The 26,001-nt window shown below is 65.7% G+C and carries 23 protein-coding genes and 1 pseudogene; 17 read left to right on the top strand and 7 right to left on the bottom strand.

What is annotated here, in order from left to right:
* The first annotated feature begins 161 nt into the window (after positions 1-161).
* From eat to E8F11_RS08205, 4 genes are all read left to right on the top strand, one after another.
* Positions 162-1,532 carry an ethanolamine permease gene (gene eat / locus E8F11_RS08220; RefSeq protein WP_280288348.1) on the top strand — a complete coding sequence of 457 codons (1,371 nt, stop codon included), beginning with the start codon at positions 162-164 and terminating at the stop codon, positions 1,530-1,532.
* A gap of 55 nt (positions 1,533-1,587) precedes the next feature.
* Positions 1,588-2,982: an ethanolamine ammonia-lyase subunit EutB gene (locus E8F11_RS08215; RefSeq protein WP_280288347.1), complete on the top strand. Its 1,395-nt coding sequence runs from the start codon at positions 1,588-1,590 to the stop codon at positions 2,980-2,982.
* Positions 2,983-2,999: 17 nt separating this feature from the next.
* Positions 3,000-3,833 carry an ethanolamine ammonia-lyase subunit EutC gene (gene eutC / locus E8F11_RS08210; protein ID WP_280288346.1) on the top strand — a complete coding sequence of 278 codons (834 nt, stop codon included), beginning with the start codon at positions 3,000-3,002 and terminating at the stop codon, positions 3,831-3,833.
* Between the two features lie 214 nt (positions 3,834-4,047).
* On the top strand, positions 4,048-5,304 hold the full coding sequence (locus tag E8F11_RS08205) for an OprD family porin (protein WP_280288345.1): 1,257 nt from the start codon (positions 4,048-4,050) through the stop codon (positions 5,302-5,304).
* A gap of 18 nt (positions 5,305-5,322) precedes the next feature.
* On the opposite strand, the gene E8F11_RS08200 is transcribed toward E8F11_RS08205, so the two are convergent.
* Positions 5,323-7,446, bottom strand: coding sequence for an acetyl-CoA hydrolase/transferase C-terminal domain-containing protein (locus E8F11_RS08200; protein WP_280288344.1), 2,124 nt, complete (start codon positions 7,444-7,446; stop codon positions 5,323-5,325).
* Positions 7,447-7,651: 205 nt separating this feature from the next.
* Between E8F11_RS08200 and E8F11_RS08195 the strand changes: the two genes are divergently transcribed.
* Positions 7,652-8,107 carry a GNAT family N-acetyltransferase gene (locus E8F11_RS08195; RefSeq protein WP_280288343.1) on the top strand — a complete coding sequence of 152 codons (456 nt, stop codon included), beginning with the start codon at positions 7,652-7,654 and terminating at the stop codon, positions 8,105-8,107.
* 41 nt (positions 8,108-8,148) lie between these two features.
* Here the strand turns inward: E8F11_RS08195 and E8F11_RS08190 are convergent, their stop codons facing one another.
* Complete coding sequence (locus E8F11_RS08190) at positions 8,149-9,735, bottom strand: protein kinase (RefSeq protein ID WP_280288342.1); 1,587 nt, start codon at positions 9,733-9,735, stop codon at positions 8,149-8,151.
* A gap of 152 nt (positions 9,736-9,887) precedes the next feature.
* On the opposite strand from E8F11_RS08190, the gene E8F11_RS08185 reads away from it, so the two are divergent.
* The 3 genes from E8F11_RS08185 (at position 9,888) to ppa (ending at position 11,982) form a co-directional block, all read left to right on the top strand.
* The gene (locus tag E8F11_RS08185) at positions 9,888-10,547 is read left to right on the top strand and encodes a DedA family protein (protein WP_280288341.1); all 660 of its coding nucleotides are present in this window, start codon (positions 9,888-9,890) and stop codon (positions 10,545-10,547) included.
* Positions 10,548-10,557: 10 nt separating this feature from the next.
* A complete protein-coding gene (locus E8F11_RS08180) occupies positions 10,558-11,376 on the top strand; it encodes a zinc-dependent peptidase (protein ID WP_280288340.1) in 819 nt (272 codons plus the stop codon).
* 78 nt (positions 11,377-11,454) lie between these two features.
* Positions 11,455-11,982, top strand: a complete 528-nt coding sequence (gene ppa / locus E8F11_RS08175; RefSeq protein ID WP_280288339.1) for an inorganic diphosphatase — start codon at positions 11,455-11,457, stop codon at positions 11,980-11,982.
* 58 nt (positions 11,983-12,040) lie between these two features.
* On the opposite strand, the gene E8F11_RS08170 is transcribed toward ppa, so the two are convergent.
* A complete protein-coding gene (locus E8F11_RS08170; protein WP_280288338.1) occupies positions 12,041-13,069 on the bottom strand; it encodes a helix-turn-helix domain-containing protein in 1,029 nt (342 codons plus the stop codon).
* A 146-nt stretch (positions 13,070-13,215) separates the two neighbouring features.
* Here E8F11_RS08170 and E8F11_RS08165 point away from each other — a divergent pair, with 146 nt between their 5' ends.
* The 4 genes and pseudogenes from E8F11_RS08165 to E8F11_RS08150 all read left to right on the top strand — a co-directional run.
* Positions 13,216-14,685 (top strand): aldehyde dehydrogenase family protein, encoded by a 1,470-nt coding sequence (locus tag E8F11_RS08165; protein ID WP_280288337.1) that lies wholly within the window; start codon positions 13,216-13,218, stop codon positions 14,683-14,685.
* Between the two features lie 50 nt (positions 14,686-14,735).
* Entirely contained in the window at positions 14,736-15,875 is a 1,140-nt protein-coding gene (locus E8F11_RS08160; protein ID WP_280288336.1) for an NAD(P)-dependent alcohol dehydrogenase, read from the top strand.
* 22 nt (positions 15,876-15,897) lie between these two features.
* The gene (locus E8F11_RS08155; RefSeq protein ID WP_280288335.1) at positions 15,898-16,725 is read left to right on the top strand and encodes an alpha/beta hydrolase; all 828 of its coding nucleotides are present in this window, start codon (positions 15,898-15,900) and stop codon (positions 16,723-16,725) included.
* Positions 16,726-17,058: 333 nt separating this feature from the next.
* A pseudogene (locus tag E8F11_RS08150) lies at positions 17,059-17,211 on the top strand (Arm DNA-binding domain-containing protein); the annotation flags it as partial.
* A 124-nt stretch (positions 17,212-17,335) separates the two neighbouring features.
* Here the strand turns inward: E8F11_RS08150 and E8F11_RS08145 are convergent.
* The 4 genes from E8F11_RS08145 to E8F11_RS08130 all read right to left on the bottom strand — a co-directional run bounded on the left by E8F11_RS08145 (position 17,336) and on the right by E8F11_RS08130 (position 20,908).
* Positions 17,336-18,109 (bottom strand): SDR family oxidoreductase, encoded by a 774-nt coding sequence (locus E8F11_RS08145; protein ID WP_280288334.1) that lies wholly within the window; start codon positions 18,107-18,109, stop codon positions 17,336-17,338.
* A 38-nt stretch (positions 18,110-18,147) separates the two neighbouring features.
* Positions 18,148-19,389: an NADH:flavin oxidoreductase gene (locus tag E8F11_RS08140; RefSeq protein WP_280288333.1), complete on the bottom strand. Its 1,242-nt coding sequence runs from the start codon at positions 19,387-19,389 to the stop codon at positions 18,148-18,150.
* Positions 19,390-19,545: 156 nt separating this feature from the next.
* Positions 19,546-19,797, bottom strand: coding sequence for a zinc-binding dehydrogenase (locus E8F11_RS08135; RefSeq protein ID WP_280288358.1), 252 nt, complete (start codon positions 19,795-19,797; stop codon positions 19,546-19,548).
* 319 nt (positions 19,798-20,116) lie between these two features.
* Positions 20,117-20,908, bottom strand: a complete 792-nt coding sequence (locus E8F11_RS08130; protein ID WP_280288332.1) for a helix-turn-helix transcriptional regulator — start codon at positions 20,906-20,908, stop codon at positions 20,117-20,119.
* 83 nt (positions 20,909-20,991) lie between these two features.
* Here E8F11_RS08130 and E8F11_RS08125 point away from each other — a divergent pair, with 83 nt between their 5' ends.
* From E8F11_RS08125 to E8F11_RS08105, 5 genes are all read left to right on the top strand, one after another.
* Complete coding sequence (locus E8F11_RS08125; RefSeq protein WP_280288331.1) at positions 20,992-21,987, top strand: bile acid:sodium symporter family protein; 996 nt, start codon at positions 20,992-20,994, stop codon at positions 21,985-21,987.
* A gap of 283 nt (positions 21,988-22,270) precedes the next feature.
* Positions 22,271-23,209, top strand: a complete 939-nt coding sequence (locus E8F11_RS08120) for a class I SAM-dependent methyltransferase (protein WP_280288330.1) — start codon at positions 22,271-22,273, stop codon at positions 23,207-23,209.
* Positions 23,210-23,315: 106 nt separating this feature from the next.
* Positions 23,316-23,750: a 3-isopropylmalate dehydratase gene (locus E8F11_RS08115; RefSeq protein WP_280288329.1), complete on the top strand. Its 435-nt coding sequence runs from the start codon at positions 23,316-23,318 to the stop codon at positions 23,748-23,750.
* A gap of 309 nt (positions 23,751-24,059) precedes the next feature.
* Positions 24,060-24,818: a sulfite exporter TauE/SafE family protein gene (locus E8F11_RS08110; protein WP_280288328.1), complete on the top strand. Its 759-nt coding sequence runs from the start codon at positions 24,060-24,062 to the stop codon at positions 24,816-24,818.
* Between the two features lie 217 nt (positions 24,819-25,035).
* Positions 25,036-26,001, top strand: a 966-nt coding sequence (locus E8F11_RS08105) for an IS110 family transposase (protein ID WP_280287030.1), incomplete at its 3' end; no start/stop codon positions are given.

The raw sequence follows: 26,001 nt of genomic DNA, 5'->3' as shown, positions 1-26,001 counted from the left end.
ATTCGTCATAGGCACAGGACAAGGCCTGATAGATAACAGTGCCGCGCGACTTGACCGCACAGGCCGCACACGACCGTCCAGGGTCAAGTCCTGGGGAGGGACGCTGGATAAGATCGGACCAGGTCATCCACCAACACCGCCCCTTTGGGCGAGGAGTCCCGATGAGCACGACACAACAACTAAAACCAACACTGGGCACCTTGCATCTCTGGGGCATCGCCGTAGGCCTGGTGATCTCCGGCGAATACTTCGGCTGGAGCTATGGCTGGGGCGCCGCCGGCACCCTCGGCTTCCTGGTCACCGCGCTGCTGGTGGCGACCATGTACACCTGCTTCATCTTCAGCTTCACCGAACTGACCACCGCCATTCCCCATGCCGGCGGCCCCTTCGCCTACAGCCGCCGCGCCTTCGGTGAGAAGGGCGGGCTGATCGCCGGGATCGCCACCCTGATCGAGTTCGTCTTCGCCCCGCCGGCCATCGCCATGGCCATCGGCGCCTACCTCAACGTGCAGTACCCGGAGCTGGACCCGAGGCACGCCGCCGTGGGCGCCTACTTCGTGTTCATGACCCTGAACATCCTCGGCGTCAGCATCGCCGCCGCCTTCGAGTTGGTGGTGACCATCCTGGCCGTGGCCGAACTGCTGGTGTTCATGGGCGTGGTGGCGCCGGGCTTCAGCTTCAGCAACTTCGTGGTCAATGGCTGGGCCGGCTCCAACGAGTTCAATGGCACGGCGATCTCCGGCATCTTCGCCGCCATTCCGTTCGCCATCTGGTTCTTCCTCGCGATCGAAGGTGCGGCCATGGCGGCGGAAGAAGCCAAGGACCCGAAACGCACCATCCCGCGCGCCTACATCGCCGGCATCCTCACCCTGGTGTTCCTCGCCATCGGTGTGATGATCATGGCCGGCGGCGTTGGCGACTGGCGCCAGCTTTCCGGAATCAATGACCCGCTGCCCCAGGCGATGAAAGCCGTGGTCGGCAACGACTCGACCTGGATGCACATGCTGGTGTGGATCGGCCTGTTCGGCCTGGTGGCCAGCTTCCACGGCATCATCCTCGGCTACTCGCGGCAGTTCTTCGCCCTGGCCCGCGCCGGCTACCTGCCGCGCGGCCTGGCAAAGCTGTCGCGCTTCCAGACCCCGCACCGCGCCATCATCGCCGGCGGCGTGATCGGCATCGCCGCCATCTACAGCGATGGCCTGGTGAACCTGCAAGGCATGAGCCTGACGGCGGCGATGATCACCATGAGTGTGTTCGGCGCCATCGTCATGTACATCATCAGTATGCTCAGCCTGTTCAAGCTGCGTGTCAGCGAGCCGAACCTGGAGCGCAGCTTCCGCGCGCCGGGCTATCCGGTGGTGCCGGCCATTGCGCTGATCCTCGCGGTGGTCTGCCTGCTGGCCATGGCCTGGTTCAATACCTTGATCGGTTTGATTTTCCTTGGCTTCATGGTGGCCGGTTACATCTACTTCCAGTTCACCGCCCACCATCGCGCCAGTGCACCGGCCGATGCCCTGCTGAATCGCGCCTGAAGCAAGTTGCGCCCCGCCGAGACAAGGCGGGGCGCCCTACCAAGGAGAGCTTCGAGTGAGTAGTTTTTCCCATATGGTCGGAGGCGAGACCTGGCGCTTCGACAGCCTCAAGGAAGTCATGGCCAAGGCCAGTCCGGCGCGGTCCGGCGACTACCTGGCCGGCGTCGCCGCGGCCAGCGATGGCGAGCGCGTCGCCGCGCAGATGGCCCTGGCGGACATCCCCCTCAAGCACTTCCTCGACGAGGCGCTGATCCCCTACGAGGAGGACGAAGTCACCCGCCTGATCATCGACAGCCACGACCGCGCCGCCTTCGCCCCGGTCAGCCACCTGACGGTGGGCGGCCTGCGCGACTGGCTGCTCAGCGAGCACGCCGACGAAGCCGCCCTGCGCGCCCTCGCCCCCGGCCTGACGCCGGAAATGGCCGCCGCCGTGTCGAAGATCATGCGCGTGCAGGACCTGGTGCTGGTGGCGCAGAAGATCCGCGTGGTCACCCGCTTCCGCAACACCATGGGGCTGCGCGGCCGGCTCTCCACCCGGCTGCAGCCCAACCACCCCACGGACGACCCCGCAGGCATCGCCGCGAGCATCCTCGACGGCCTGCTCTACGGCAATGGCGACGCCATGCTCGGGATCAACCCGGCCACCGACAGCATCTCCTCCATCTGCGCCATGCTGGAGATGCTTGACGCCATCATCCAGCGCTACGAAATCCCCACCCAGGCCTGCGTGCTGACCCACGTCACCACCTCCATCGCCGCCATCGAGCGTGGCGTGCCGCTGGACCTGGTGTTCCAGTCCATCGCCGGCACCGAGGCCGCCAACGCCAGCTTCGGCATCAGCCTCAAGATTCTCCAGGAAGGTTACGAGGCCGGCCTGTCGCAAAAGCGCGGCACTCTGGGCAACAACCTGATGTACTTCGAGACCGGCCAGGGCAGCGCGCTGTCGGCCAACGCCCACCACGGCGTCGACCAGCAAACCTGCGAGACCCGCGCCTATGCCGTGGCCCGGCACTTCAACCCTTTCCTGGTCAACACGGTGGTGGGTTTCATCGGCCCCGAGTACCTCTACAACGGCAAGCAGATCATCCGCGCCGGGCTGGAGGACCACTTCTGCGCCAAGCTGCTGGGCGTGCCCATGGGCTGCGACATCTGCTACACCAACCACGCCGAGGCCGACCAGGACGACATGGACATGCTGCTGACCCTGCTCGGGGTGGCCGGCATCAACTTCATCATGGGCATTCCCGGTTCCGACGACGTGATGCTCAACTACCAGACCACCTCCTTCCACGATGCCCTCTACGCCCGCCAGAGCCTGGGCCTGAAGCCCGCCCCCGAATTCGAGGCCTGGTTGGAGCGCATGGGTATCCTGGTGCAGAGCGACGGCCGGGTGCTGCTCGGCGACCAACTGCCGCCGGCCTTTCGCCAGGCCATCGCGCGACTCGCCTGAATTCCGAGGAGAGACGGATGAAGACCCCACGCCAGTTCACCGGCCACACCGCCAATCCCTGGGAAGAGCTGCGCCGCCTGACGCCCGCACGCATTGCCCTGGGCCGCGCCGGTACCAGCCTGCCCACCGCCGCGCAACTGAACTTCCAGTACGCCCACGCCCAGGCGCGGGATGCAGTGCACCTGCCTTTCGACCATGCCGGCCTGACCGCGAATCTGACCGAACGCGGCCGCGACACCCTGCTGCTGCACAGCGCCGCCGCGGACCGCGACACCTACCTGCAGCGCCCGGACCTGGGCCGACGCCTGGATGCCGCATCCAGGGAAAAACTGCTCCAGCACGCCCAGGCCAACCCTGCTGGTTACGACCTGGCGGTGGTGGTGGCCGACGGCCTCTCCGCCCTCGCGGTGCAACGCCACAGCCTGCCCTTCCTTGAGCGCATGGAAGAGCAGGCCCTGGCCGAGGGCTGGTCGCTCTCGCCCGTGGTACTGGTGCAGCAGGGCCGCGTCGCGGTGGCGGATGAAGTGGCGGAACTGCTGGGCGCGAAGATGGTGGTGATCCTGATCGGCGAGCGCCCGGGCCTCAGCTCGCCCGACAGCCTCGGCCTCTACTTCACCTATGCGCCACGCGTGGGCCTGACCGACGCCTACCGCAACTGCATCTCCAACGTGCGCCTCGAAGGCCTGAGCTACGGCATGGCAGCCCATCGCCTGCTCTACCTGATGCGCGAGGCCTGCCGGCGCCAACTGTCCGGGGTCAATCTGAAGGACGAGGCCGAGGTGCCCTCGCTGTCCGGTGAACCCGACCGCGCCCTGGCGGGCAATTTCCTGCTGGCTAGCGACCATCATTGAGGCGCCAGTGGCGCATTTTCGGAGGATCGAGCAAGGACTTCGGAGTTCTGGGCTGGAACAGTGCAGCCGGATCGGGGGAAAATCGCTCGCGCCATGCGCGCGACCGCTCTAGACCGACTGTCATTACGGCGTGCGCGACAACGGAATGTCGGCTGGATAAAGACAATTCCGCCCAGGAAGGCGAATGCCTCGAACACCATCAGGAGCACCCGTGATGCAACTCAACCCTCTTAGCGCACTGGCGCTGGCGGTTTCCGCCGCCGTCAGCCTGCCCGTCATGGCCAGCGAGCAGTCCGAATCCAAGGGCTTCATCGAAGACGCCAGCGCCACCCTGCTGCTGCGCAACGCCTACTTCAACCGCGACTTCAAGGACCACACCAGCGACGCCAAGGTCTGGGGCCAGGGCTTCATCGGCACCTTCGAGTCGGGCTTCACCCAGGGCACCGTCGGCTTCGGCTTCGACGCCTACGGCCTGCTGGGCGTGAAGCTGGACAGCGGCCGCGGCCGCAACTACACCGCCTTCTTCGACACCGACAGCGACGGCCACCCGGTGGATGACCTCTCCGAAGCCGGCGGCGTGCTCAAGCTGCGCGTTTCCAACACCGTGCTCAAGTACGGCAACCAATTCCCTTCCCTGCCCGTGCTGGCCCATGACGACAGCCGCCTGCTGCCCCAGGCCTTCACCGGCACCCTGGTGACCAGCAAGGAAATCGAGGGCCTGGAACTGAACGCCGGCCACTTCACCGGCGACAGCCCGATGGGCGACCCGGCACGCGATCCCAACCATCTGAAAAGCATTGACGTGGTGGGCGGCAGCTACACCGTCACCGACGACTTCAGCCTGTCCCTCTACCACTCGGACGTGGAGGACATGTACAAGAAGTACTACGCCAACCTGAACTACAACATTCCGTTCAACGACGAGCAGGCGCTGAACTTCGACTTCAACATCTACCGCACCAAGTACGACGACGGCTCGGTCGCGGCCCTGGCCTTCGGCGGCGACGGCCAGGACGACAAGAACACCCTGTGGAGCCTGGCGGCCAAGTACAGCATCGGCGCCCACGCGTTCATCATTGCCCACCAGCGCAATACCGGCGATGCCGGCTACGCCTACGACTTCGGCGATGGCGGCAGCACCATCTACGTGGCCAACTCCTACTACTCGGACTTCAACCTGGAAGACGAGCGCTCCTGGCAGGCCAGCTACGAGCTGGACTTCAGCACCTACGGCGTGCCGGGCCTGAGCTACAAGTTCGCCTACGTGCGCGGCACCGACATAGTCGCCGGTGGCAAGACCGATGGCACCGAGCGGGAGATCTTCAACCAGTTCAAGTACGTGGTGCAGGACGGCCCGGCCAAGGACCTGTCCTTCAAGCTGCGTAACTCCATCTACCGCGCCGACAACCAGGTGGGCCCGGACCTCAACGAAGTCCGCGCCTTCATCGAGTACCCCCTCAGCATCCTCTGATGCCTTCCCGCCTCCGGGTCACCCGCTCGCCGCGGTGGCCTTGAGGCCGGCCAATACCAATTTCTGGTAAAGCTGCTCGCGCAGGCCCGTCGGTGCGAGCAGCCCCATCCGCTCCAGGTGCTCGGCGTAGGCCGCCGGGTCCGGCAGGTCGAACAGCGCCGCCATGCCCAGGTCGAGGATCTCGCCGAGCTTCAGCTTGCTTTTCAGCCAGCGCAGGGCCCGCAACAGATCCTGCTCCACCGGGGTGAAGTCGCAGCCCAGCGGGTACTCGACGAACAGCTGCGGATACTCGCCGCGCAATGCCACCAGCCGCCACGGCGTGTTCTGCCGCCAGACCGGGTCCAGCACGAAGTCCTCGGGCAACTTGCCGGCCAACTGCGCCTCGGCGATCAGCCCATCCTGGAAGCGCGAATCGGCGATGCGCAGCATGGCCTCGATCACCTCGGCGTCGTTCTTGCCGCGCAGGTCGGCGATGCCGTACTCGGTCACCACAATGTCGCGCAGGTGCCGGGGAATGGTGGTGTGGCCGTAGTCCCAGACGATGTTGGAACTGGCCTCGCCGCCCGACTCGCGCCAGCTGCGCAGCATCAGGATCGAACGTGCGCCTTCCAGCTCGTGGGCCTGGGCGACGAAGTCGTACTGGCCGCCGACGCCGCTGAGCACGCGGCCGTCCTCCAACTGGTCGGCGACGCCGGCACCCAGCAGGGTGACCGTAAAGCAGCTGTTGACGAAACGGGCGTCGCGCCGTTGCAGACGCTTGAGTTCTTCGTCGCCGTGGAGGCGGTTGACGAAGCTGATGGCGGTCATCGAAATGCGCCGACGCTGCTCCTCGCGCAGGGTGCGCAAGCGCTCGTAGAAGACTTGCGGCCCGAGGAAAAAACCGCTGTGCACCAACACACCCGCCTCGGCCCTCCCCAAGTACGGCTGCAGTGCCGGGTGACGGATATCGCAGGCGATGCTGTGGCAATCCGGCAGGCGCAGCCGCCCTTCCTCGAAACGAATGCACTCGTCCAGCAGGCCCCGGCGCTGCAGCCAGGCCAGGCCTTCGGTATCCAGGCCCCGCGGCAGCTGCTCGGCCAGGGCGTCCAGGCTGGCGATGGCGCCGTCGCCATCCAGCACCCCGGCATCGGCCAGGCGCTGCAGCTCGATGTCGTCATGCACCGGGCGCCGCACGATGCCCGCCTCCAGCAACACCAGCAGGCCGAGCATGAACATCTCGCTGTTGGCATAGAGCCCGCTGGCGAAGGGTGCCAGGCCGCCTTCCCGGTCGATCAGCCCACCCCAGCGCTGCGGCACCCCCATGGCCTCCAGCAGTGCCCGGTAGCCGGGGTTGTCGGCCTGGCGGGCGAGCAGCGCGGCGGTCAGGCCATCGGCCATGGCGCCTATGCCCACCTGCAAGGTGCCACCGTCGCGCACCAGGGTGCTGGCGAGCAGGCCTATGGCGTGGTCCTGCAGGCTGACCGGCATGTTCGGGGTGGAGAACAGGCGGCTGCGCTCCACCTTCTCCAGCATCAGGTCGAAGGTGTCGGCCTCCACCTCGGCCGGCCCCAGCATGTAGGGCAGGTCGGCATGTACCTGGGCCACCAGCAGGATGCTCTCCCCGGCGGCCCGCCGCTGGCGCAGGCCCGGCAGCAGGTCGAGGGTGATGTCCGGATTGCAGCTCAGGCTGAACAGCCCCGGGGTTTCCGCGCGGCTGGCTACCAGCTGGGCCACCAGGTTGATGCCCTTGCGCTGCAGGTCGCGGGCCACCTGGCTGTAGTTGAGGCTGACGTAGTGCTGCTGGGCCAGCGGGTTGTCCAGCTGGCTGGCCGGCTGCAGGTAGAACTCCTCCACCTGCACGTTCGCCGGCAGTTCGCCGCAGCGCAGGTCGCTCAGGTAGTCCAGCTCCAGGTAGTCGCCATAGACCCGCCGCAGGAAGGGGCCGCTGAAGCGCTGTTCAAGTTCGCTGCCGGGCTGGGGTTTGGCCAGGGACAGGCCGGTGTAGATCGTCAGCTGCCGCTCGGGCAACGCCTTGATGCGCCGGTAGAGCGCGTTGACGAAACGGTTCGGCTTGCCGAGCCCGAGCGGGATGCCAAGGCGAATGGGCCCGTCGATGCGCTCCAGCACCTGGTCGACGGCCTGTTCAAGCGGGCAGCGAATCACGGTGCATCCCTCCGTGGCGGGCGTTGATGAAGCTTGGACCGGTCCGACCGGCGTTTTGCTCAGCGCCTGCGGTTCTTTGGCGTCAACCATTCAAACGCTTGCTTGGATTGCGCTTTCAATAAATTGTGGTGCAGGATCGACGCCGTTGGCTGGCACAGCATCTGCATTGTCAATCAAGCCCCATCCACAGATACCGAGGCCCATCATGCGCATCGTCCAAGCCACCCTGGAGCACCTGGACCTGCTTACGCCGCTGTTCGTGAAGTACCGTGAGTTCTATGGTGAACTGCCGTTTCCGGAGTCCTCGAGAAAGTTCCTGGAGAAGCGTCTGAGCCGCCAGGAATCGGTGATCTACCTCGCCCTCGCGGATGAGGACGATCGTCTGCTGGGCTTCTGCCAGCTCTACCCGAGCTTCTCTTCGCTGGCCTTGAAGCGCGTCTGGATCCTCAACGACATCTACGTCGCCGAAGACGCCCGCCGCCAGCTGGTGGCCGACCGCCTGCTGCAGACGGCGAAGAAGATGGCCCGGGAAACCAATGCCGTGCGCATGCGCGTCTCCACCAGCGTGAGCAACGAAGTGGCGCACAAGGTGTACGAGTCCATCGGCTTCCACGAAGACACCGAGTTCAAGAACTACATCCTGCCGATCAACAGCGACTGAAGCCTGTCCTCCAGCCCGGCCCCCAGGGGCCGGGCTCTTTCCTAGACCAGGCCCAGCCAGAGCCCCAACAGCAGCGGCAAGCCCAGCAACACCAGCAGGGCGACTTGCAACGACCTGCCGCGCCTGGTCGCCGGTTTTTGCCTGCGCGCCTGTTGCAGGGGCCGCTCCAGTGCCAGCTGGAATTCCGACAGGGCCTCGAAGCGCGCCCGTGGCTGCGGCGCCAGGGCCTTGGCCAACACCCCGTCCCAACCTTCCGGCATCCCTGGGACGATACCCGCCAGGGGTACGTAGCGACTGGCCTGGCCGCCCTCCGGGCGCGCCACTTCCGGCCACTGGCCGCTGAGCAGCCAGTAGGCCAGCGCGGCCAGGGCGAACTGGTCGGCGCCACCGTCCAGCGCGCGGCCATGGCGCAGTTCCGGCGCCAGCGGCACCGCCTGGGAAGGCGCGGCCTGACGCGCCACGCCTGGCAGGATCGCGGCGAACTCCGGCAACAGCAGCAGGCGGCCGCGCTCGTCCAGCAATATCTGCCGAGGACTCAGCCAGAGCCCCTGCGTCCCGCGCCGTTGCAGTGACCGAATGGCCTCGATCAGTTGCACCAGCAAGCCCATGGTGTCTTCGGCGGATAGCCGCCTGCCGCCTTCCATCCGCCTCGCCAGGCTCTCTACCCCGGCAGGCGGCAGGGCGAACAACAGAAAGGCATGCCGGCGGCATTGGCGCGGCGAAAGCACCTGGGGCAATGTCGTCACCGGGCTGCGCCGCAGCACCCACTCGCGCTGCCAGAAGGCTTCGTCGGCATCGCCCTCGGCCAACCAGAGCAAGGCCTCGCGGCCATCCTCCCGGGCCCGGAACAGTCGGCCGGGAGGTCCGTAGTCGCAGGCTTCGAGCAGGGTCCAGCCATCGACCTGGGTACCCGGCGCGGCGCCTTCCAGCCTCGGCCAATGGCCAGCGGGAGCGGAAGGTGGCAGGCAATGGGGCTCCCCCGGCAGCACCAGGGCGGCGGCGCCGGGCGCGCTCAGTAGAGGCTCCAGAAGGCCTCCCAACTGGCCAGGCTGCAGGTTGGCGCAGGCTTCACGCAGGCCCGGCAGGTCGGCCACTTCCAGCAATGGCTGGGGCGCCAGCAGCAGGGGCTGGTTGGGTGTCAGCGGCAGGCTGTGCTGGATCAGCGCCAGCTCAGCCTGACCGCCCAGGGGATTGTCGCGCCCCACCAGGGCGTGCGACGCCTCGCCCTGGAAGCGCACCAGGCCGACCGCACCGGCCTGGAAGAACTGCGCCTCGCCGTCCTGCACCAGCAGCAGGCCGGCGCTCAGCTCGGGAACGCTCTCACCGGCCTGGCGACGGCGGAACAGCTGCAGGTTGAGCGCCGCCAGCACCTGCCGCGCCGCCTGGGCCTCGCTCCAACCCTCGGGGGTGCAGGCATAGTCGGCAAAAAGCGCGTCCAGATAATGCCCCAGCATTTGCACCACGTTGGTGCAGGAGCGCCCCCAGAGCAGGGCCACCAGCAGCAACGGCGGGCGGCCCTGGCGTCCCGCCACCCAGGTCGCACGAGCCCGAGCCGCCTGGCTGGGCAGGTCCAGGCCGTGCCCCTGGGCCAGGCTCAGGGCGGGGTGTTCCAGTAGCTGCAAGGGCATGGGCGAGCATCCAGATCCGGGAAATCAATGGAAACAGTTGCAGCCTTCATGCCGTTCACCATTTGCGCAACTGCTCGCCGTGGCCCCGGGACTTGCCCCTATAATGCGTCCATCACGGCCTCCGCCCGCCTCCGCACTTCACAAGGCGTCTCATGGATTTCAACCCGATCGACCTCATTCTCCACCTGGACCAATACCTCAACCTGCTGGTCTCCAACTACGGAACCTGGATCTACGCCATCCTTTTCCTGGTCATCTTCTGCGAGACCGGCCTGGTGGTGACGCCCTTCCTCCCCGGCGACTCCCTGCTGTTCATCGCCGGTGCGGTCTCCGCCGGCGGCGCCATGGACCCCTGGCTGCTCGGCGGCCTGCTGATGGTCGCGGCTATCAGCGGCGACAGCCTCAACTACGTGATCGGGCGAACGGCGGGCGAACGCCTGTTCAGCAATCCCCAGTCGAAGATCTTCCGCCGCGACTACCTGCAGCGCACCCACGAGTTCTACGACCGCCACGGCGGCAAGACCGTGACATTGGCCCGCTTCCTGCCCATCGTGCGGACCTTCGCCCCCTTCGTCGCGGGCGTGGGGCGGATGCCCTACCCGCGCTTCCTCGCCTTCAGCGTGCTGGGCACCATCCTCTGGGTGGGCGGCCTGGTGACCCTGGGCTACTTCTTCGGCAACGTGCCGTTCATCAAGCAGAACCTGTCATTGATGGTGATCGCGATCATCGGCATCTCCATGCTGCCGATGCTGATCAGTGTGGCGCGCCGCCACTTTCGGCAAGCCGGCAAGGGCGCCGAACAATCGAGCTGACCGTCGGCCCATGTGGTCCTACCGCAACTGGCGCCGCCGGCGCATCCTCGCCCGCAACCCGGTCGACCCGCAGCAGTGGGCGGCCGTGCGCCGGCGCCTGCCGATACTCGACGGCCTGGACGAGGCCGAGGACCAGCGCCTGCGTGAGCGCAGCGTGCTCTTCCTGAACGACAAGCACCTCACCGCCCTGCGCGGCGTCCAGCTCTCCGGCGAGGACCGCCTGCTGCTCGCCGCCCAGGCGCAGCTGCCCCTGCTGCACCTGCCGGACCTCAACTGGTACCAGGGCTTCCACGAGCTGATCCTCTACCCGGACGACTTCGTCAGCCCTCAGCGCCACCGCGACGCCAGCGGCGTGGAGCACGAATTCGACGACGAGCGCAGCGGCGAGTCCTGGCAGTTCGGCCCGGTCATCCTCGCCTGGCCCGGCGTGCAGTCCAGCGGCGGCTGGGACGGCTACAACCTGGTGATCCACGAGCTGGCGCACAAGCTCGACATGCTCAGCGGCAGCCCCAACGGCCTGCCGCCCTTGCACCGCGACATGCGCCAGTCCGACTGGGCCCTGGCCATGCAGACCGCCTTCGATGAGCTGAATGCCCAGCTCGACCGCGACCCCGACGCCGAAACGCCCATCGACCCCTACGCCGCCGAAGACCCGGCGGAGTTCTTCGCCGTCACCAGCGAATACTTCTTCACCGCCCCGGACCTGCTGGACCAGGCCTTCCCCGCCGTCTACCGCCAGCTCCAGGCCTTCTATCGCCAGGATCCGCTGAGCCGGCTGAAGCGCCTGCAGGAAATCCATCCGGCCTATCGGGACGCGACTAATGGATGAACAGAACGGCGTGGCATCGGTGCAGGAATGTGCCTATAATCGCGCCCACTTTTTTGGCCCAACCCTTGGGAGTCGACCATGAGCTACAGCAAGATCCCGGCTGGCAAAGACCTGCCGAACGACATCTACGTCGCGATCGAGATTCCGGCCAACCATGCGCCGATCAAGTACGAAATCGACAAGGACAGCGACTGCCTGTTCGTCGACCGCTTCATGGCCACCCCGATGTTCTACCCGGCCAACTACGGTTACATCCCCAACACCCTGGCTGACGACGGCGATCCCCTGGACGTGCTGGTCGTCACCCCCTACCCGGTCGCTCCGGGTGCCGTGATCCGCGCCCGTCCGGTCGGCGTCCTGCACATGACCGACGAAGCCGGCGGCGACGCCAAGCTGGTGGCCGTGCCCCACGACAAGCTGTCCGTCCTCTACAAGGACGTGAAGGAATACACCGACCTGCCGGCCCTGCTCCTGGAGCAGATCAAGCACTTCTTCGAGAACTACAAGGACCTCGAAAAAGGCAAGTGGGTAAAAGTAGAAGGCTGGGGCAACGCTGACGAAGCCCGCGCTGAAATCACCAAGGCGGTTGCGGCTTACCAGAAGTAAGACCCGCGATTCCGTCCTGCAGACAACGCCCGTATCGATCGATACGGGCGTTGTCGTTTCAGGGCACGACTCCCCCTCCTACCCGCCGCCGGGTATCCGACGGCCGCTCGCCAAATGCCTTCCGATAGTCCACGGCGAACTGCCCGAGATGGGCGAAGCCCCAACGCGAGGCGAGCTCGGTGATCGATGCCGTCTCCTCCGGTTCGAGAAGCGCCTCCCTCACCCGCTGCAGGCGGACCTCCTTCACGTAGCGCATCACCCCGATAGCGCGCCATTGGTGAAAGGCCCTCTGCAGGGTCCGGATACTGCAATGGGCCGCGGCGGCGATCGCCGCAAGCGTCAGCGGCTGCCCGGCCTGTTCATCGATGAAGGCCTTGGCGCGCCTCAGGCAGGCCGGGGCGATAGGGCTGGCCGTTCCAGGCAGCCCGGCCAACCGGTCCGCGACCAGGTTCATGATCAGCAGTTCTTCCGCACGCGGTAGCAGCATCGCCCTCAAAGTCTGCGGCGTATCGGGGTGCAGCAGTTGCCGGAGCATCTCCACGGAGGCCAGCCAGCGATCGCGCTGCCCCGGCGCATCCAGCACCCAGGAGGACAGTCCTCCCGGCAGCGACCGCCCGGACAGACGCCGCCAGAACTCATCGACCCGTCGCGCATCGATGCGTACGCCCATCTGCACGTTGTCCAGGCTGTAGCGGTAGCTCGATTGCGCATCCTGGGCGATGACCACGGTCGAGCCGGCCTTCCCCATGAGCTCGAGGCTTCCGCTGCGAATATCCGCACGCCCCGCCAGCGTGGTGAGCACCAGGACGAAGTCCCCGAAAACCTCCGGCTCGATCGAGATGTCCGCCCCGTAGGTGAACCAGGACAGCGCGACGCTCTCGCCCTGCAGCCGGGACATGCTGGCGGGCCAACGACGCTGGCGGGTCGCGTGGAAGCGGTAGGGACAAAACACCCGGCCGACTTCTTCACGGGCGCGCTCCAGGTCCGTGGATTCGAACACCAGCGCGCTGCGCGGGATGTCGCCATGGAGCAGCGACGAGCCTGACGACGTGGATGGCGGGCCGAGATGGGAAAACGAGGTGTTCACGTTCTGCTTCCTCCATGGCGCGAGGATCGGGCCTGTCGAAAAAGGGCGCGTTTCCGATGCGGATGGCGCCCGATAGATAGCCGGCCCGCTGACGCCCGGCCGACCATGGGGCCCTGTCGCCTACCGATGGAGCCTTGCGTAGAACCATGAAACCTTCACTCAAGAAAAACTATACGGCCTACATCAACGGTGGATTCGTTCCGTCCCACGGAGCGGTGTTCGCCGCCACCAACCCCGCCACGGGTGCGCATCTCGCCGACATCGCCCGCTGCGATGCCGCCGACGTCGCCACGGCGGTCCAGGCCGCGCAACGGGCCCTGCCTGGCTGGAAGGCCACGAGCTACGAAGAACGCGCCGCCTTGCTGAACCGACTCGCCGACGCCCTGGAGAAGGAGCTCCCGCGCCTGGCGCTGATCGACGCCCTGGACATTGGCCGGCGCATCGCCGAGACCCGCCTGGACCACCAGAAAGCCATCGCCCAGTACCGCTATTTCGCCGGCGCGATCCTGACTCACGAGGGCTACGGGCGACCGATCCCGGACGGCTACCTGATGGTCAAACGCGAACCCATAGGCGTGGTCGGGCAGATCATCCCGTGGAACGTGCCGGCGCTGATGGTCGCTCTCAAGGTGGCGCCGGCACTGGCGGCGGGCAATACCCTGGTCCTCAAGCCCGACGAGAACGCCTCGCTGTCCACCCTGGAGTTCGCCGAGATCGCCGGCGGCATCTTCCCGCCTGGGGTCATCAACGTGGTGCCGGGCTTCGGCGAGGAAGTGGGCGCCGCCCTGACCGCCCACCCGCAGGTGGCCAAGCTGGCCTTCACCGGCAGCCCCGAAGTCGGCCGCATCATCGCCCACGCCGGTGCCGAGCGGCTGGTGCCGGTGTCCCTGGAGCTGGGCGGCAAGAGCCCCAACATCGTGTTCCCGGACGCCGATGACCTCGACGCGGTGGTGGATAACGCCCTGTTCGCCGCCATGTACTGCAATGGCCAGTCCTGCCTGGCCGGCACCCGCCTGTTCGTTCACGACGACCTCTACGCGCCCTTCGTGGACAAGCTCGCCAGCGCCGCTTCCCGCCTGAAGGTCGGCAATCCGCTGGACGAATCGGTGCACCTGAGCTGCCTGGTATCCGCCAAGCAAGGGAAACGGGTGCTGGAGTACATCGGCATTGGCAAGGAGGAAGGGGCCAAGGTCCTCTTCGGGGGCGAACGAGAGCCCGTCGCGGGCTGCGAGGCCGGCTACTTCATCCAGCCGACCCTGCTGGAGGTCCGCCACGGCATGCGCGTAGCCCAGGAGGAAATCTTCGGGCCGGTACTCAGCATCATCCGCTGGAGCGATTACCAGCAGATGCTGAAAGAAGCCAACGGCGTCCCCTATGGGCTCGCCGCCGGTCTTTATACCGCCGACCTGGAAAACGCGATGCGTACCGCCGATGCACTGGAAGCCGGATCGGTCTGGATCAACCAGTACTTCAACCTCAGCAGCGGCGTGCCCTTCGGTGGGGTCAAGGAAAGCGGCATCGGCATCGAACACGGCCGTGAAACCCTGAATCTCTACTCGCGGGTGAAGTCGATCACCGTCCGCAACCGCGTGATCGAACCCTGGTACCTGGGTTGACCTTCGATTCCCCGGCGCCGCCGCCAGCGGCGCCGGCCAGGAGACGATCCATGAACAAACCTGAATTCCACGACATCCTCGCCGCCGTCACCCGCGCCAAGGGCGAGCCGTTCCGGCTCGAGGCCGCCCGCCTGCGAGCTCCGCAGGGCGACGAAGTACTGGTGCGCATCGTCGCCAGCGGCCTCTGCCATACCGACCTGATCATCCGCGACCAGTACTACCCCGTGCCCCTGCCGGCGGTGCTGGGGCACGAAGGGGCCGGCATAGTCGAAGCCATAGGTCCGCAAGTAAGCTCGCTCGCCGTCGGCGACCACGTGGTGCTGACTTACGGCCACTGCGGACATTGCCTGCCCTGCAGCGCCGGACATACCTCCTACTGCAGCGACTTCTACGCCCATAACTTCGGCGGGGCCGACCCGTACGGCAACTGCGCCATCATCGACGCCAACGGCGAGCCCCTGCACGACCATTTCTTCGCCCAGTCCTCCTTCGCGACACTCGCCCTGAGCCGTGAAAACAACGCCATCAAGGTGTCGAAGGACGCGCCCCTCGAACTGCTGGGGCCACTCGGTTGCGGCATACAGACCGGCGCCGGGGCGGTCATCAACTCACTCAAGGTGTCCCCCGGCAGCCGCTTCCTCGCCCTGGGCGCCGGTGCGGTCGGGCTGTCGGCCGTGCTGGCGGCCAGGCTGGCCGGTGCCGCGACCATAATCGCCGTCGACCGGGTTCCCGGCCGCCTGGAACTGGCCCTGGAAATCGGCGCCACACATGCGCTCGACAGCCGGGAGCCCGACTGGGTCGAGGCCATCCGTGAAATCACCGGCGGCGGCGCGGATTTCGCGCTCGAGTCGACCGGGCGCCCGACCATCCTGGCCCAGGGCGTATCAGCCCTGGCCTCGCTGGGCGTACTGGGCGTCGTGGGCGCATCGCCGCAAGGCACCCAGGCCGCATTCGACCTCAACGACCTGATGATCGCCGGCAAGAGCATTCGCGGCATCTGCGAGGGCGACAGCGTGCCGCGCAAATTCATCCCGGAACTGGTTGAGTTGCACATGCAGGGCCGTTTCGCCTTCGACCGGCTGGTGAAGTTCTACCCCTTCGACGCGATCAACCAGGCCGCTGCGGACAGCGAGGCAGGCGTGACCCTGAAGCCGATCCTGCTCATGGACGGCCATCGATCCGCCCACTGAACACCCTCATCAGGACCTGAAAATGACCACACTCTATCGCGGCATGGACCGCGCAACGCTCGATGCGGCCTACGACAACACCGCAGCGGTCGCGGACTTCCCCGCCATCCTGGCCGACTTCCAGTCCCGCAGCGCGCTGCTCTACGCCAGCACGCCCTGCCGGCGCGACCTGCGTTACGGCGAACGCCCCAGGGAGCGCTATGACTGGATTCCCTGCGGCAAGACCGATGCCCCCACCTTCGTATTCATCCATGGAGGCTACTGGCAGAACTGCACCAAGGAGGATTTCGCCTTCATCGCCAGCGGACCACTCGCCAGCGGCTTCAACGTCGTCCTGGCGGAATACACCCTGGCGCCGGAAGCCTCCATGAGCCAGATCGTCGGCGAAATCGGCAACCTGCTCGACCACCTCGCTGCAGACCGCGATCACCTGGGCAGCGCAGGCCGTCCTTTGGTGCTCAGTGGGCACTCGGCCGGCGGCCATCTGACAGCCCAGCATCGCGCCCACCCGGTAGTGAGTACCGCCCTGCCGATCAGCCCGCTGGTGGACCTGGAGCCAATCAGCCTGTCCTGGCTCGACGAGAAGCTGCGCCTCACCGCGCAGGAGATCCAGGCCTACAGCCCGCTGCACCACATCGGCGCGGGCGCGCCAACCCTGGTTGCCGTGGGCGCCGCCGAATTGCCGGAACTCGTCCGCCACGCGGATGAATATGCACTGGCGTGCAAGGTCTCCGGTCAAACCGCTTCGCTGGTCCACGTGCCGGACTGCACGCATTTCTCCGTACTGGAGGATCTGGCACGGGCGGACGGTGTGCTGCTGGGTTCCCTTGCCGAAATGGCCCGCCACTGAGGCAAGGCCCGGGGCCAAGCCAAGTACGTTTAGAAGTGGCGGTATGGGTATGAATTTGTTAGAGTTCGCGCCCGCAGCCAGGGCCATGGTCCTGATGCTCGCAGACTTCTCAAGGCGGCCGGCGCTTACCAAAAATGAGCCCTGGCCACCCAATGAAAGCCGGCCACAAGCCGGCTTTTTTATTGTCCGCAGATTTTCGCAACCTTCCGCAAGGCCTAGATTCCACGCGGCTTTCAGCCTAGTAATTGTCCGCAGGTGTTCGCCCCGTCATGCCCCTTGCCGCGAAAAAGTGGGGGAACAAGTGGGGGAACAAGCAGCGAGACGGAGCAGAGCATGGGCAAGCTGAACCCCCAAAAAGTCGAGAACCTGTCCGAGCCTGTCACCTACGAAGATGGCGACGGTCTGCGCCTTGTGGTGAAGGCCACCGGGCGCAAGTCATGGGTGCTGCGCTTTCAGCTCAACGGCAAGCGCCGGGAGATGGGGCTAGCCTTGCACCGTTGCCCCTCACACCCAGCCCATATAGATGCTGTTGGCGCGGATACCGTATTGTCCGAGTTCCCTGGCCAGATACTTGACCGCCACTGCGCACCGAAGCCCCATCCGCCAGGGCTCAGAACCGCGTTGGCCGGGTCTGGGCGTCGATGCCGCCATCGACGAACAGCTGGGCTCCATGAATGAAGCTGGCTTGCGGGCTGAGCAGGAAGGCTGCCGCCGCAGCTATTTCGCTCGGCTCTGCATTGCGCCCCAGCGGTGAGACATAGTCGTGGATCGCCTGGCTGAAGCGCTCATCCTGCATGCCGGCCTGCAGCAGAGGCGTTTGGGTGGCCCCCGGGGCGATGCTGTTGAGGCGCACGCCGGCCTGACCCCACGCCCGCACGCGGCGGCGCACCGCCACGGTCAAGGCATTCTTCGAGGCCGAATAGGCCAGGTAGCCGGCCTGGTCGCCAGCGGCCATCACTCCCTCGCTGACCTTCACCTCATCGCCGTCCTCGAAGGCCGCTGCCAGCGGATTGGTCTCCCAGTCGATAGCCACCGAGGCGGTGGAGGAGATCACCACCACTGCCGGCGACTGGCCGCCACGCAGCAGCGGCAGCAGGCCGTCGAGCAGTTCCACGGCGCCAAAATAGTTGACCGAGCTGATCAGGCTCTCCGGTTTCACCTGCGGTCCCAGACCGGCGCACAGCACCATGCTGTCGAGACGACCGCCCAGGCGCTCATGCAGCGCCTCCAATACTTGCTGGCGCCCCTCGGGACTGGATAGATCGCCGTTGATGTCGGCATTGCGCAAATCCACACCCACGACCTCATGTCCGGCGGACTGGAGCAACTGACGGGTAGCAGCGCCGATTCCCGACGCGGAACCGGTTATCAAAGTAGTAGGCATTGGTTTACTCCTGGCTATGGGAAAGTGCGCGCCCGGAATCAGGACGCGGCGCCCTTGCTGTTGAGCTGCGGATCACCGGGTTGCCCCAGCACGCAGGAGGTGCCGCCCGGGGTGTACATCATCGCCACGCAGCGATTGCAGGCGGTACAGATCGAGTCGCGACTGATACCCGACTGCAGCTTGTTGACATAGTCGTGCTCGGCGATCAGCACGCGCCCCATGGTCACGGCATCGAAGCCCTCGGCCATCAGCCGCTCGATCCCGGCCAGGCTCTTGGCCCCGCCCAGGTAGGCCAGCGGCATCTTCACTGCCGCCCGGATCTTGCGGGCATGCTCGAGCAGGTACAGCTCGCGGAACTCTACCTTGGGTTCGGTGAGGCTCTGGATGAACATGCCGGCGGCGATGATCGGGTTGCGGGCGGTGACACGGTTTTCCTTGGGAAAGGTGGAGCCGAACATGGTGGTCGTCGACTCGACGTTCATCCCCGCGCTCAACACCAGCAGGTGTGCGCCCTCACGCTCGAGGATACGGGCGATGGCGGCGCCGTCCTCGGCGGTATTGCCGGCCCGCACGCCCTCGGTGATGCTGAACTTGCACACCACCGCCAGGTCCTTGCCCACTGCATCGAGCACCTTGCGCAGCACCAGGCTGGGGAAGCGCAGGCGATTGTCCAGGCTGCCGCCATACTGGTCGCGGCGCTTGTTGTACAACGGCGAGATGAACTGGCTGAGCAGATAGCCGTGGCCCATGTGCAGTTCAACCGCATCGAAGCCGGCCTCGCGAACCAGCCGCGCGCCGCGCACGAACTCGTCGGCGACCCGCAGCATGTCGACCTCGGTCATCGCCTGCTTGCGGAACATGCCGCTGAGGATGCCGACCTTGTTGAAGCCGCCGCTGGCGGACAGCGGGCGCGCGGTCTGCCGCGGCGGCAGGAAGGTGAAGCAGCCGCCGTGGGTGATCTGTGCCGAAGCCGCGGCGCCATGGCGGTGCACGGCGTCGGTGAGCACGCGCAGGTGCGCAAGGCTATCCCGGTCGAGGACGATCTGGTTCGGCAGCGTGCAGCCATCCGGGCTGACGGCACAGTAGGCCAGTGTGGTCATGCCCACGCCACCGGCAGCGATGTCGCCATGGAACTTGGCCAGCTGTTTGCTCGGAATGCCGCTGGGGGACATGCCCTCGTTGGTGGCGGACTTGATGAAACGGTTGCGCAGTGTCAGCGGGCCGATGGTCAGCGGGCTGAAGGGGGATGGCGCAATGGCCTGAACGTTGTTGTTCTGCATGGCTAACCCTTTGTTGTTCTAATTGTCAGTGCAGCGGTTCCTGCTCAGGAACTCCGGATTGTTCTTCCTCCCTCCCGACAGCAACATCGTCCGATAGAACTAGGCGTCGGTACGGTGAACGCAAAAGCGGGTCATTGGCGCCAATGATTAATCGGGTCAGCCCGCGATCTGCAGCACCAGCATTACCTTGGCATTGCCACTTTCGAGCAGATCATGAGCCTTCGCCACGTGTTCGAGCGGCAAGGTTTCAATTCGTGGCGGACGGACCTGGCCGATGGTCAGTAGTACGGCGATCCTGCCGAGTTGCATGCCACTGGGCATCTTGCTGTAGGTCACTGAGGTACGCAGGCCCCGCTGCGCTGCGGCGGCGTGATCCGGGCCGGTATCTGATCGGCAAACTCTCAGCAAACGTGGGTCAGGCAGCAAGATTGGACAGTTATCTGCCCCTGCCGCCGATCATCTGCAAGATACCGCTGAACGCATCACGCGGAGAAAAAATGGGGGAACAGATGGGGGAACAACGAACACCAAGCAGCCAACACCCTCATTCTGCGCGGCCTCTATCGAAAACAAGGCAGGCCACAAGCCGGCTTTTTTATTGCCTGAATGTCTTGAAGACAGGGCTATTCAGCACATGGCTCATTCTTGCCCCATATGGGAATTGAACGCCTGGGGCCTCAAGCGGAGCGATGTCAGCGACAGCGCTCGCCGCCGTGGGCGCCTCAGGCTACGGCTGAAAGAAGTCCCCCGGCGTCACGCCGAAGTGCTGTCGGAACGCGGCGATGAAGGCAGAAGTGGAGTCGTAGCCACAACCGAGGGCGACGTCCGTCACGCGTTGACCCCGCTCCAGGGCGTCCAGCGATCCGAGCAGGCGCAGACGTTGGCGCCAGGCGCGGAAGGTCAGGCCGGTTTCGCGCAGGAACAGTCGCCTCAGGGTTTTCTCCGAGGCGCCGAGGTCCTCGCTCCACTGCAGGAGGGTACGGGAATCATCGGGGGCTTCCTGCAGGCCTCGGCACAACCGGAGCAGTCGCGGATCACTGGGAAGGGGCAAGGACAGGCTGACCTCGCGGGCCACCAGCAACTGATCGAGCAGCACCTGGGCCAGGCGACCGTCCGGACCCTTCTCGTCATATTCCACCGGCAGCTCGCAGAAGCGCCGGATCAGTTCCCGCGTGAGGGTGTCGATCTCGATGACCCGGCAACCGCTCAGCCCGCTGCCCGTGGCAACGTCATCCAGGTAAAGACTGCGCATCTCGGTATGGGGGGAGCTGAATACCTCGTGTTCCGTCCCCGCCGGTATCCAGACCGCGCGCTGCGGGGGCGCCACGAAACTGCCTTCTGCGGTGTGGACATGCAGCACGCCGCGAATGGCGTAGGAAAGCTGCACCCAGGCATGGGTGTGGCGCGGCGTTCCCACAGCGTTCACCAGCGATTCATTGCGGGCAAACAGCGGGCGGGGCAGTTGTTGCAGTTGCGGTACCTGACGCTCGCGCCACCGGCCCTGTCCGTTTGCAGGCATTTCTTGCCCCTATCGCGTTAGTCGGCATGTTTGGCCAAGGCTAGAGTAGCCCGTGCCTCAATGACAACAACTGGATTCACGCCATGGCCCGCTCACGCTTGCTGCCAGACAACTTCACGCTGACGCTGATCACCGTCGTCGCTACCGCCACCCTGCTGCCCGCGCAGGGCCAGGTGGCCGTCGCCTTCAGCTGGATCACCAACATTGCCATCGGCCTGCTCTTCTTCCTGCATGGCGCCAAACTGTCTCGCGACGCCGTGATCGCCGGCGCCGGCCATTGGCGCCTGCACCTGCTGGTATTCATCTGCACCTTCGGCCTGTTCCCGCTGCTCGGGCTCGCCCTGAAACCGGTGCTGATGCCGATGGTAGGGCCTGATCTCTATACCGGCTTCCTCTACGTCTGCGCCCTGCCCGCCACCGTGCAATCGGCCATCGCCTTCACCTCACTGGCCCGGGGCAATATCCCGGCGGCGATCTGCAGTGCCGCCGCCTCCAGCCTGCTGGGCATCTTCATCACACCGGTGCTGGTCGCCCTACTGATGGGCGTTCACGGCGACGGCGGTTCGACGGTCGAGGCCATCCGCAAGATCAGCATCCAACTGTTGCTGCCCTTCATCGCCGGCCAGATCGCCCGCCGCTGGATCGGTGACTGGGTGAACCGTAACAAGGGTTGGCTGAAGAACGTCGACCAGGGAAGCATCCTGCTGGTGGTCTACACCGCGTTCAGCGCCGCCGTGATCGGCGGACTCTGGCAGCAGGTCCCAACCCTGAAGCTGCTGGGCGTCGTGGCCGGCTGCTGCCTGCTGCTGGCCCTGGCGCTGCTGGCCGCCCATCTGCTGGGCAAATGGCTGGGCTTCAACCTGGAAGACCGCATCACCATCCTCTTCTGCGGCTCGAAGAAGAGCCTGGCCACCGGAGTCCCCATGGCGCAGGTGCTGTTCGCCGGCAGCAGCATCGGCCTGCTCATTCTTCCGCTGATGCTGTTCCATCAGATCCAGCTCATGGTCTGCGCCGTCCTGGCACAGCGCTATGCAGAAAGACCGGAGTTAACACCCCTCATTTCCCCGAGTGAAGCATGAGCCAGGTCTCGGGGATGATCTGAGCCAGGCCTGATTCCTTGCCCCGGCCGCGTCATGAATCGCATCTCGACACGCGGCCGGGTTCATTGCACATCCCGGCCATTCCAAGGGTGATCAAGATGCGCTCCGTCCTGCTCTGGCTCATCGGTGTACCTATCCCGATCATCATCCTCATCGCGCTCTTCTGGTAAGGCGAAAATGCGAAAGGCCCAGGCATCGGGTCCGGGCTTTTCGCGGCGGCGAACGGCGGTAGAATGCGCGCCCCGCAGACATGACCGCCGCCATGAACCTCGACGCCATCGCCACCCTCGAACAGCAACTGACTGCCGCCCTGCACGACCTGCCGAACGAGACCCGCCGCCTGTTTCACGGCCGTGGGCAGCGCTGGCCGGGGCTGGAGCAGGTCACCGCCGACTGGTTGCAGGGCGTGTTGCTGGTGTCCTTGTTCCGCGAACCGGGTGAAGCCGAGTTGGCCGCGCTGAAGGCCATGCTCGCGGCCCTGGCAGACTCGCCGGCCTGGCGCAGCAGCAAGGCACAGACCCTGCTGCTGCAGCACCGCTATCTGCTGGACAGCACCGTCGAGCTGGTGTGGGGCGAGCCGGTGGACGAGTGGCTGATCAGCGAGGGCGGACTGCGCTTCAAGCTGGACCTGGGCAAGAAGCAGAACAACGGCCTGTTCCTCGATATGCGCTACGGCCGCGACTGGGTCCGCGCGAATGCGCAGGGCAAGCGGGTGCTCAACCTCTTCGCCTACACCTGCGGCTTCTCGGTGGCCGCCATCCAAGGCGGCGCAGAGCATGTGGTGAACCTGGACATGGCCAGCTCGGCCCTCAGCCGCGGCCGCGACAACCACCGGCTCAACGGCCATGACCTTGGCCGGGTGAGTTTTCTCGGCCACGAGCTGTTCAAGTCCTGGGGCAAGGTGAAGAAGCTCGGCCCCTTTGACCTGGTGATCATCGACCCGCCCTCCTTCCAGAAGGGCAGCTTCGCCCTGACCCGCGACTACCAGAAGATCCTCCGCCGCCTGCCCGAACTGCTCACCGGACGGGGCGTGGTGCTGGCCTGCGTGAACGATCCGGGCATTGGGCCGGACTTCCTGATTCAGGGGATGGCGGAGGAAGCGCCAGAGCTGAAGTTCGAGCAGCGCCTGGAGAACCCGCCGGAGTTTGCCGATATCGATCCGGACGCCGGATTGAAAGCACTGGTGTTCAGGCGAGGATAGTGGGAAGCCGGTTCGGCCATTCCCCGCCCATCCCCATGGCAATCCCCACCCCATCCACTAGAGTTCCAGCAGCACCTTTCGCTCATCCCGCCCAAGGAGGGCCTCCATGCGTCTGATCTGTGCCGCTCTTTCTCTGCTCCTGCTCGCCGGCTGCTCGTCCTACCGCTCGGATCCGGGGCAAGTCACCCAGGTGCCCGCCGACCGCCTGCTGGCGTTCCAGGAACCGGTGGAAGGAGGTGGCCAGATAGTGGTGAACCGCGACATGGGCGGGCTCGGCAGCGGCTGCTACATCGCCGTGCATGTGGATCGCCAACTGGCCGCACGCATCGGCATAGGCGAGGAGGCCAGCTTCCAGGTGCCGTCGGGCGATCGCATCATCGGAATCGGCATCGACGAAACGGACGACACCCTCTGCTCCAAAGGCCGCTTGCGGCGCGAGAAGGCTGCCCATGTGGAGCCTGGCCAGAGCGAACATTTCCGCATCGTCAGCGACAACCGCGAAGGCTTCGCCCTGCTCACCGACAGTCCGGACGGGAAATGAAAGAAGCCGGAAACGAGTACTGCTGAACTCATTTCCGGCCTGACGCTAACGTTGAAACCTTGCTGGATCGACCCTTTCCGCCTTCCGCTGTTACTGCCCGGGAAGACATGTGGAGTGGGCTTCCGTGCGGTTTACTACCCCCGCCCCATACGAGTTGATGAAAGCATACTGTCACTGGCGAAAAGGCGTGCTCCCGCCCATCAGCGATTTGGCTCACTGGTCGGCGTGCAGCCAGGCGGCCTACCGTTCGGCGAGCCTTTGCCACCGCCTGCCCCCAGCGTTAACCTTCGGGCTTTTGCGCGCCCGACCATGAGCCTCCACGACGTCCTCCTTCTCCTGCTCGCCGGCTTCGCCGCCGGCGGCATGAACGCCCTCGCCGGCGGCGGCACCTTCTTCTCCTTCCCTGCCCTGCTCGCCAGCGGCCTGCCGCCGGTGACCGCCAACGCCACCAATGCCGTCGCCCTGTGGCCGGCCAGCCTCGCCGCCAGTTGGGCCGCGCGCGACCAGCTGCGCCCGCTGGGGCGCTATGTGATCCCACTGGTGCTGGTGTCCCTGCTGGGCGGCCTGGGCGGCGGCCTGTTGCTGCTCGCCGGCGGTGACGAGACCTTCCGCCGGCTGATCCCCTGGCTGCTGCTGGCCGCTACGCTGTTGTTCGCCGCCAGCCCCTGGCTGAGCAAGCTGATCAACCGCCAGCACGAGGCCGGCACGCTTCCGCCCCACGGCCCCGGCAGCCACCTGGCGCATAGCCTGGTGGCCATCTATGGCGGCTACTTCGGTGCCGGCATGGGCATCCTGCAACTGGCTGCCTTCTCCATCGAAGGCCATCCGCTGCTACGCGCCAACGCCCTGAAGAACCTGCTCTCCAGCACCATCTACAGCGTGGCGGTGGTGACCTTCGTGGCGGCCGGCCGGGTGAGCTGGGCCGAACTGGCGGTACTGCTCGCCGCCGCCAGTTGCGGCGGTTACTGCGGCGGCGCACTGGCCCGGCGCCTGCCGAGCCGCTGGTTGCGCTGGCTGGTGATCGCGGTGGGTGCGGGGATGACGGTGTACTACTTCGCCACCATCTGAGTCGGATCGATGGGTATCGCAGGCTCCACCCATCCTTGTATCTCTCCAGGGCAATGAGGTTAGCTACCTCACTGCCCAGGGCCGGGAAAGCCGTTCCCATCCTGAGAGCTCGACTCTGTTTCGTAGATTGTGCTCCCGGCCCTCTTCTCCAACTCCTGAATGGTATCCAAGCCCCTCCACCGGAGTGAGGCTGCATGAACAAGGCAAGGATCGAGAGATGGCGGTTATTGGAATCGATGTCAGCAAGCAAAAGCTCGACTGTCTGTGGTTACGCGACCCGGACAGTCTGAAGGTCAAGACCAAGGTATTTACCAATCAAGTAGACGGCTTTGCCGCCTTGATCGAGTGGTGCTGCACCCACAGTGGCGTTGCCGCCGGGGAACTGAAGGTGTTCCTTGAGGCCACCGGGGTCTACCACGAATCCTTGGCGTATTACCTGCACGACCGTGGCGTTCAGGTCTTCGTCCTGAACCCGGCGCAAGTCCGCGAATATGCGCGCAGCCTGGGTATTCGCGGTAAGACGGACAAGCAGGACAGCCTGGTGCTCGCCCGTTTTGGCGCGACCCAAAAGGCCCGACGCTGGTTGCCGGAGGCGCGGGAGATCCGCGAGCTGAAAGCGATGATCGTGCGGTATGAGGCGTTGCAGGAGGACCTCCAGCGCGAACTGAACCGGCGGGAAAAAGCCGAGGTCAGTCAGGCCAGCCTCAGCGTAGTGGCCTCCATCGATACGATGCTCAGTGCCCTGCGTCAGGAGGCCGAACGCCTGAAGCAGGAGATCGACGACCACATCGACCGGCACGACCAGCTCAAACGCAACCGGGAGCTGCTGCGGAGCATCCAGGGCATCGGGGATGTCCTTTCCCGCCACCTGCTGGCGTTTCTGCACAGCCGCGACTTTGGCTGTGCCCGACAATGCGCGGCCTATGCGGGCCTGGTTCCACGCCCCTGGGACTCGGGGACGTCGGTAAAAGGCAAACCACGCTTGACCAAAGCGGGGCAGCCTCGGCTGCGGGCCAAGCTCTACATGGGGGCCATTGTGGCCAAACAGCACAATCCCACGGTCAAAGCGCTTTACCAGCGTCTGCTGGCACGCGGGAAAGCCAAGATGAGCGCCCTGGGCGCGGCCATGCGCAAGCTGCTGCAGATTGCCTATGGTGTGCTCAAGACGCAGACACCCTATCAG

It is taken from the genome of Pseudomonas sp. BN417, from assembly GCF_029871205.1.
In the GTDB taxonomy this organism is placed as follows: domain Bacteria; phylum Pseudomonadota; class Gammaproteobacteria; order Pseudomonadales; family Pseudomonadaceae; genus Metapseudomonas.
This window is presented reverse-complemented; position numbering and strand designations above follow the sequence as displayed.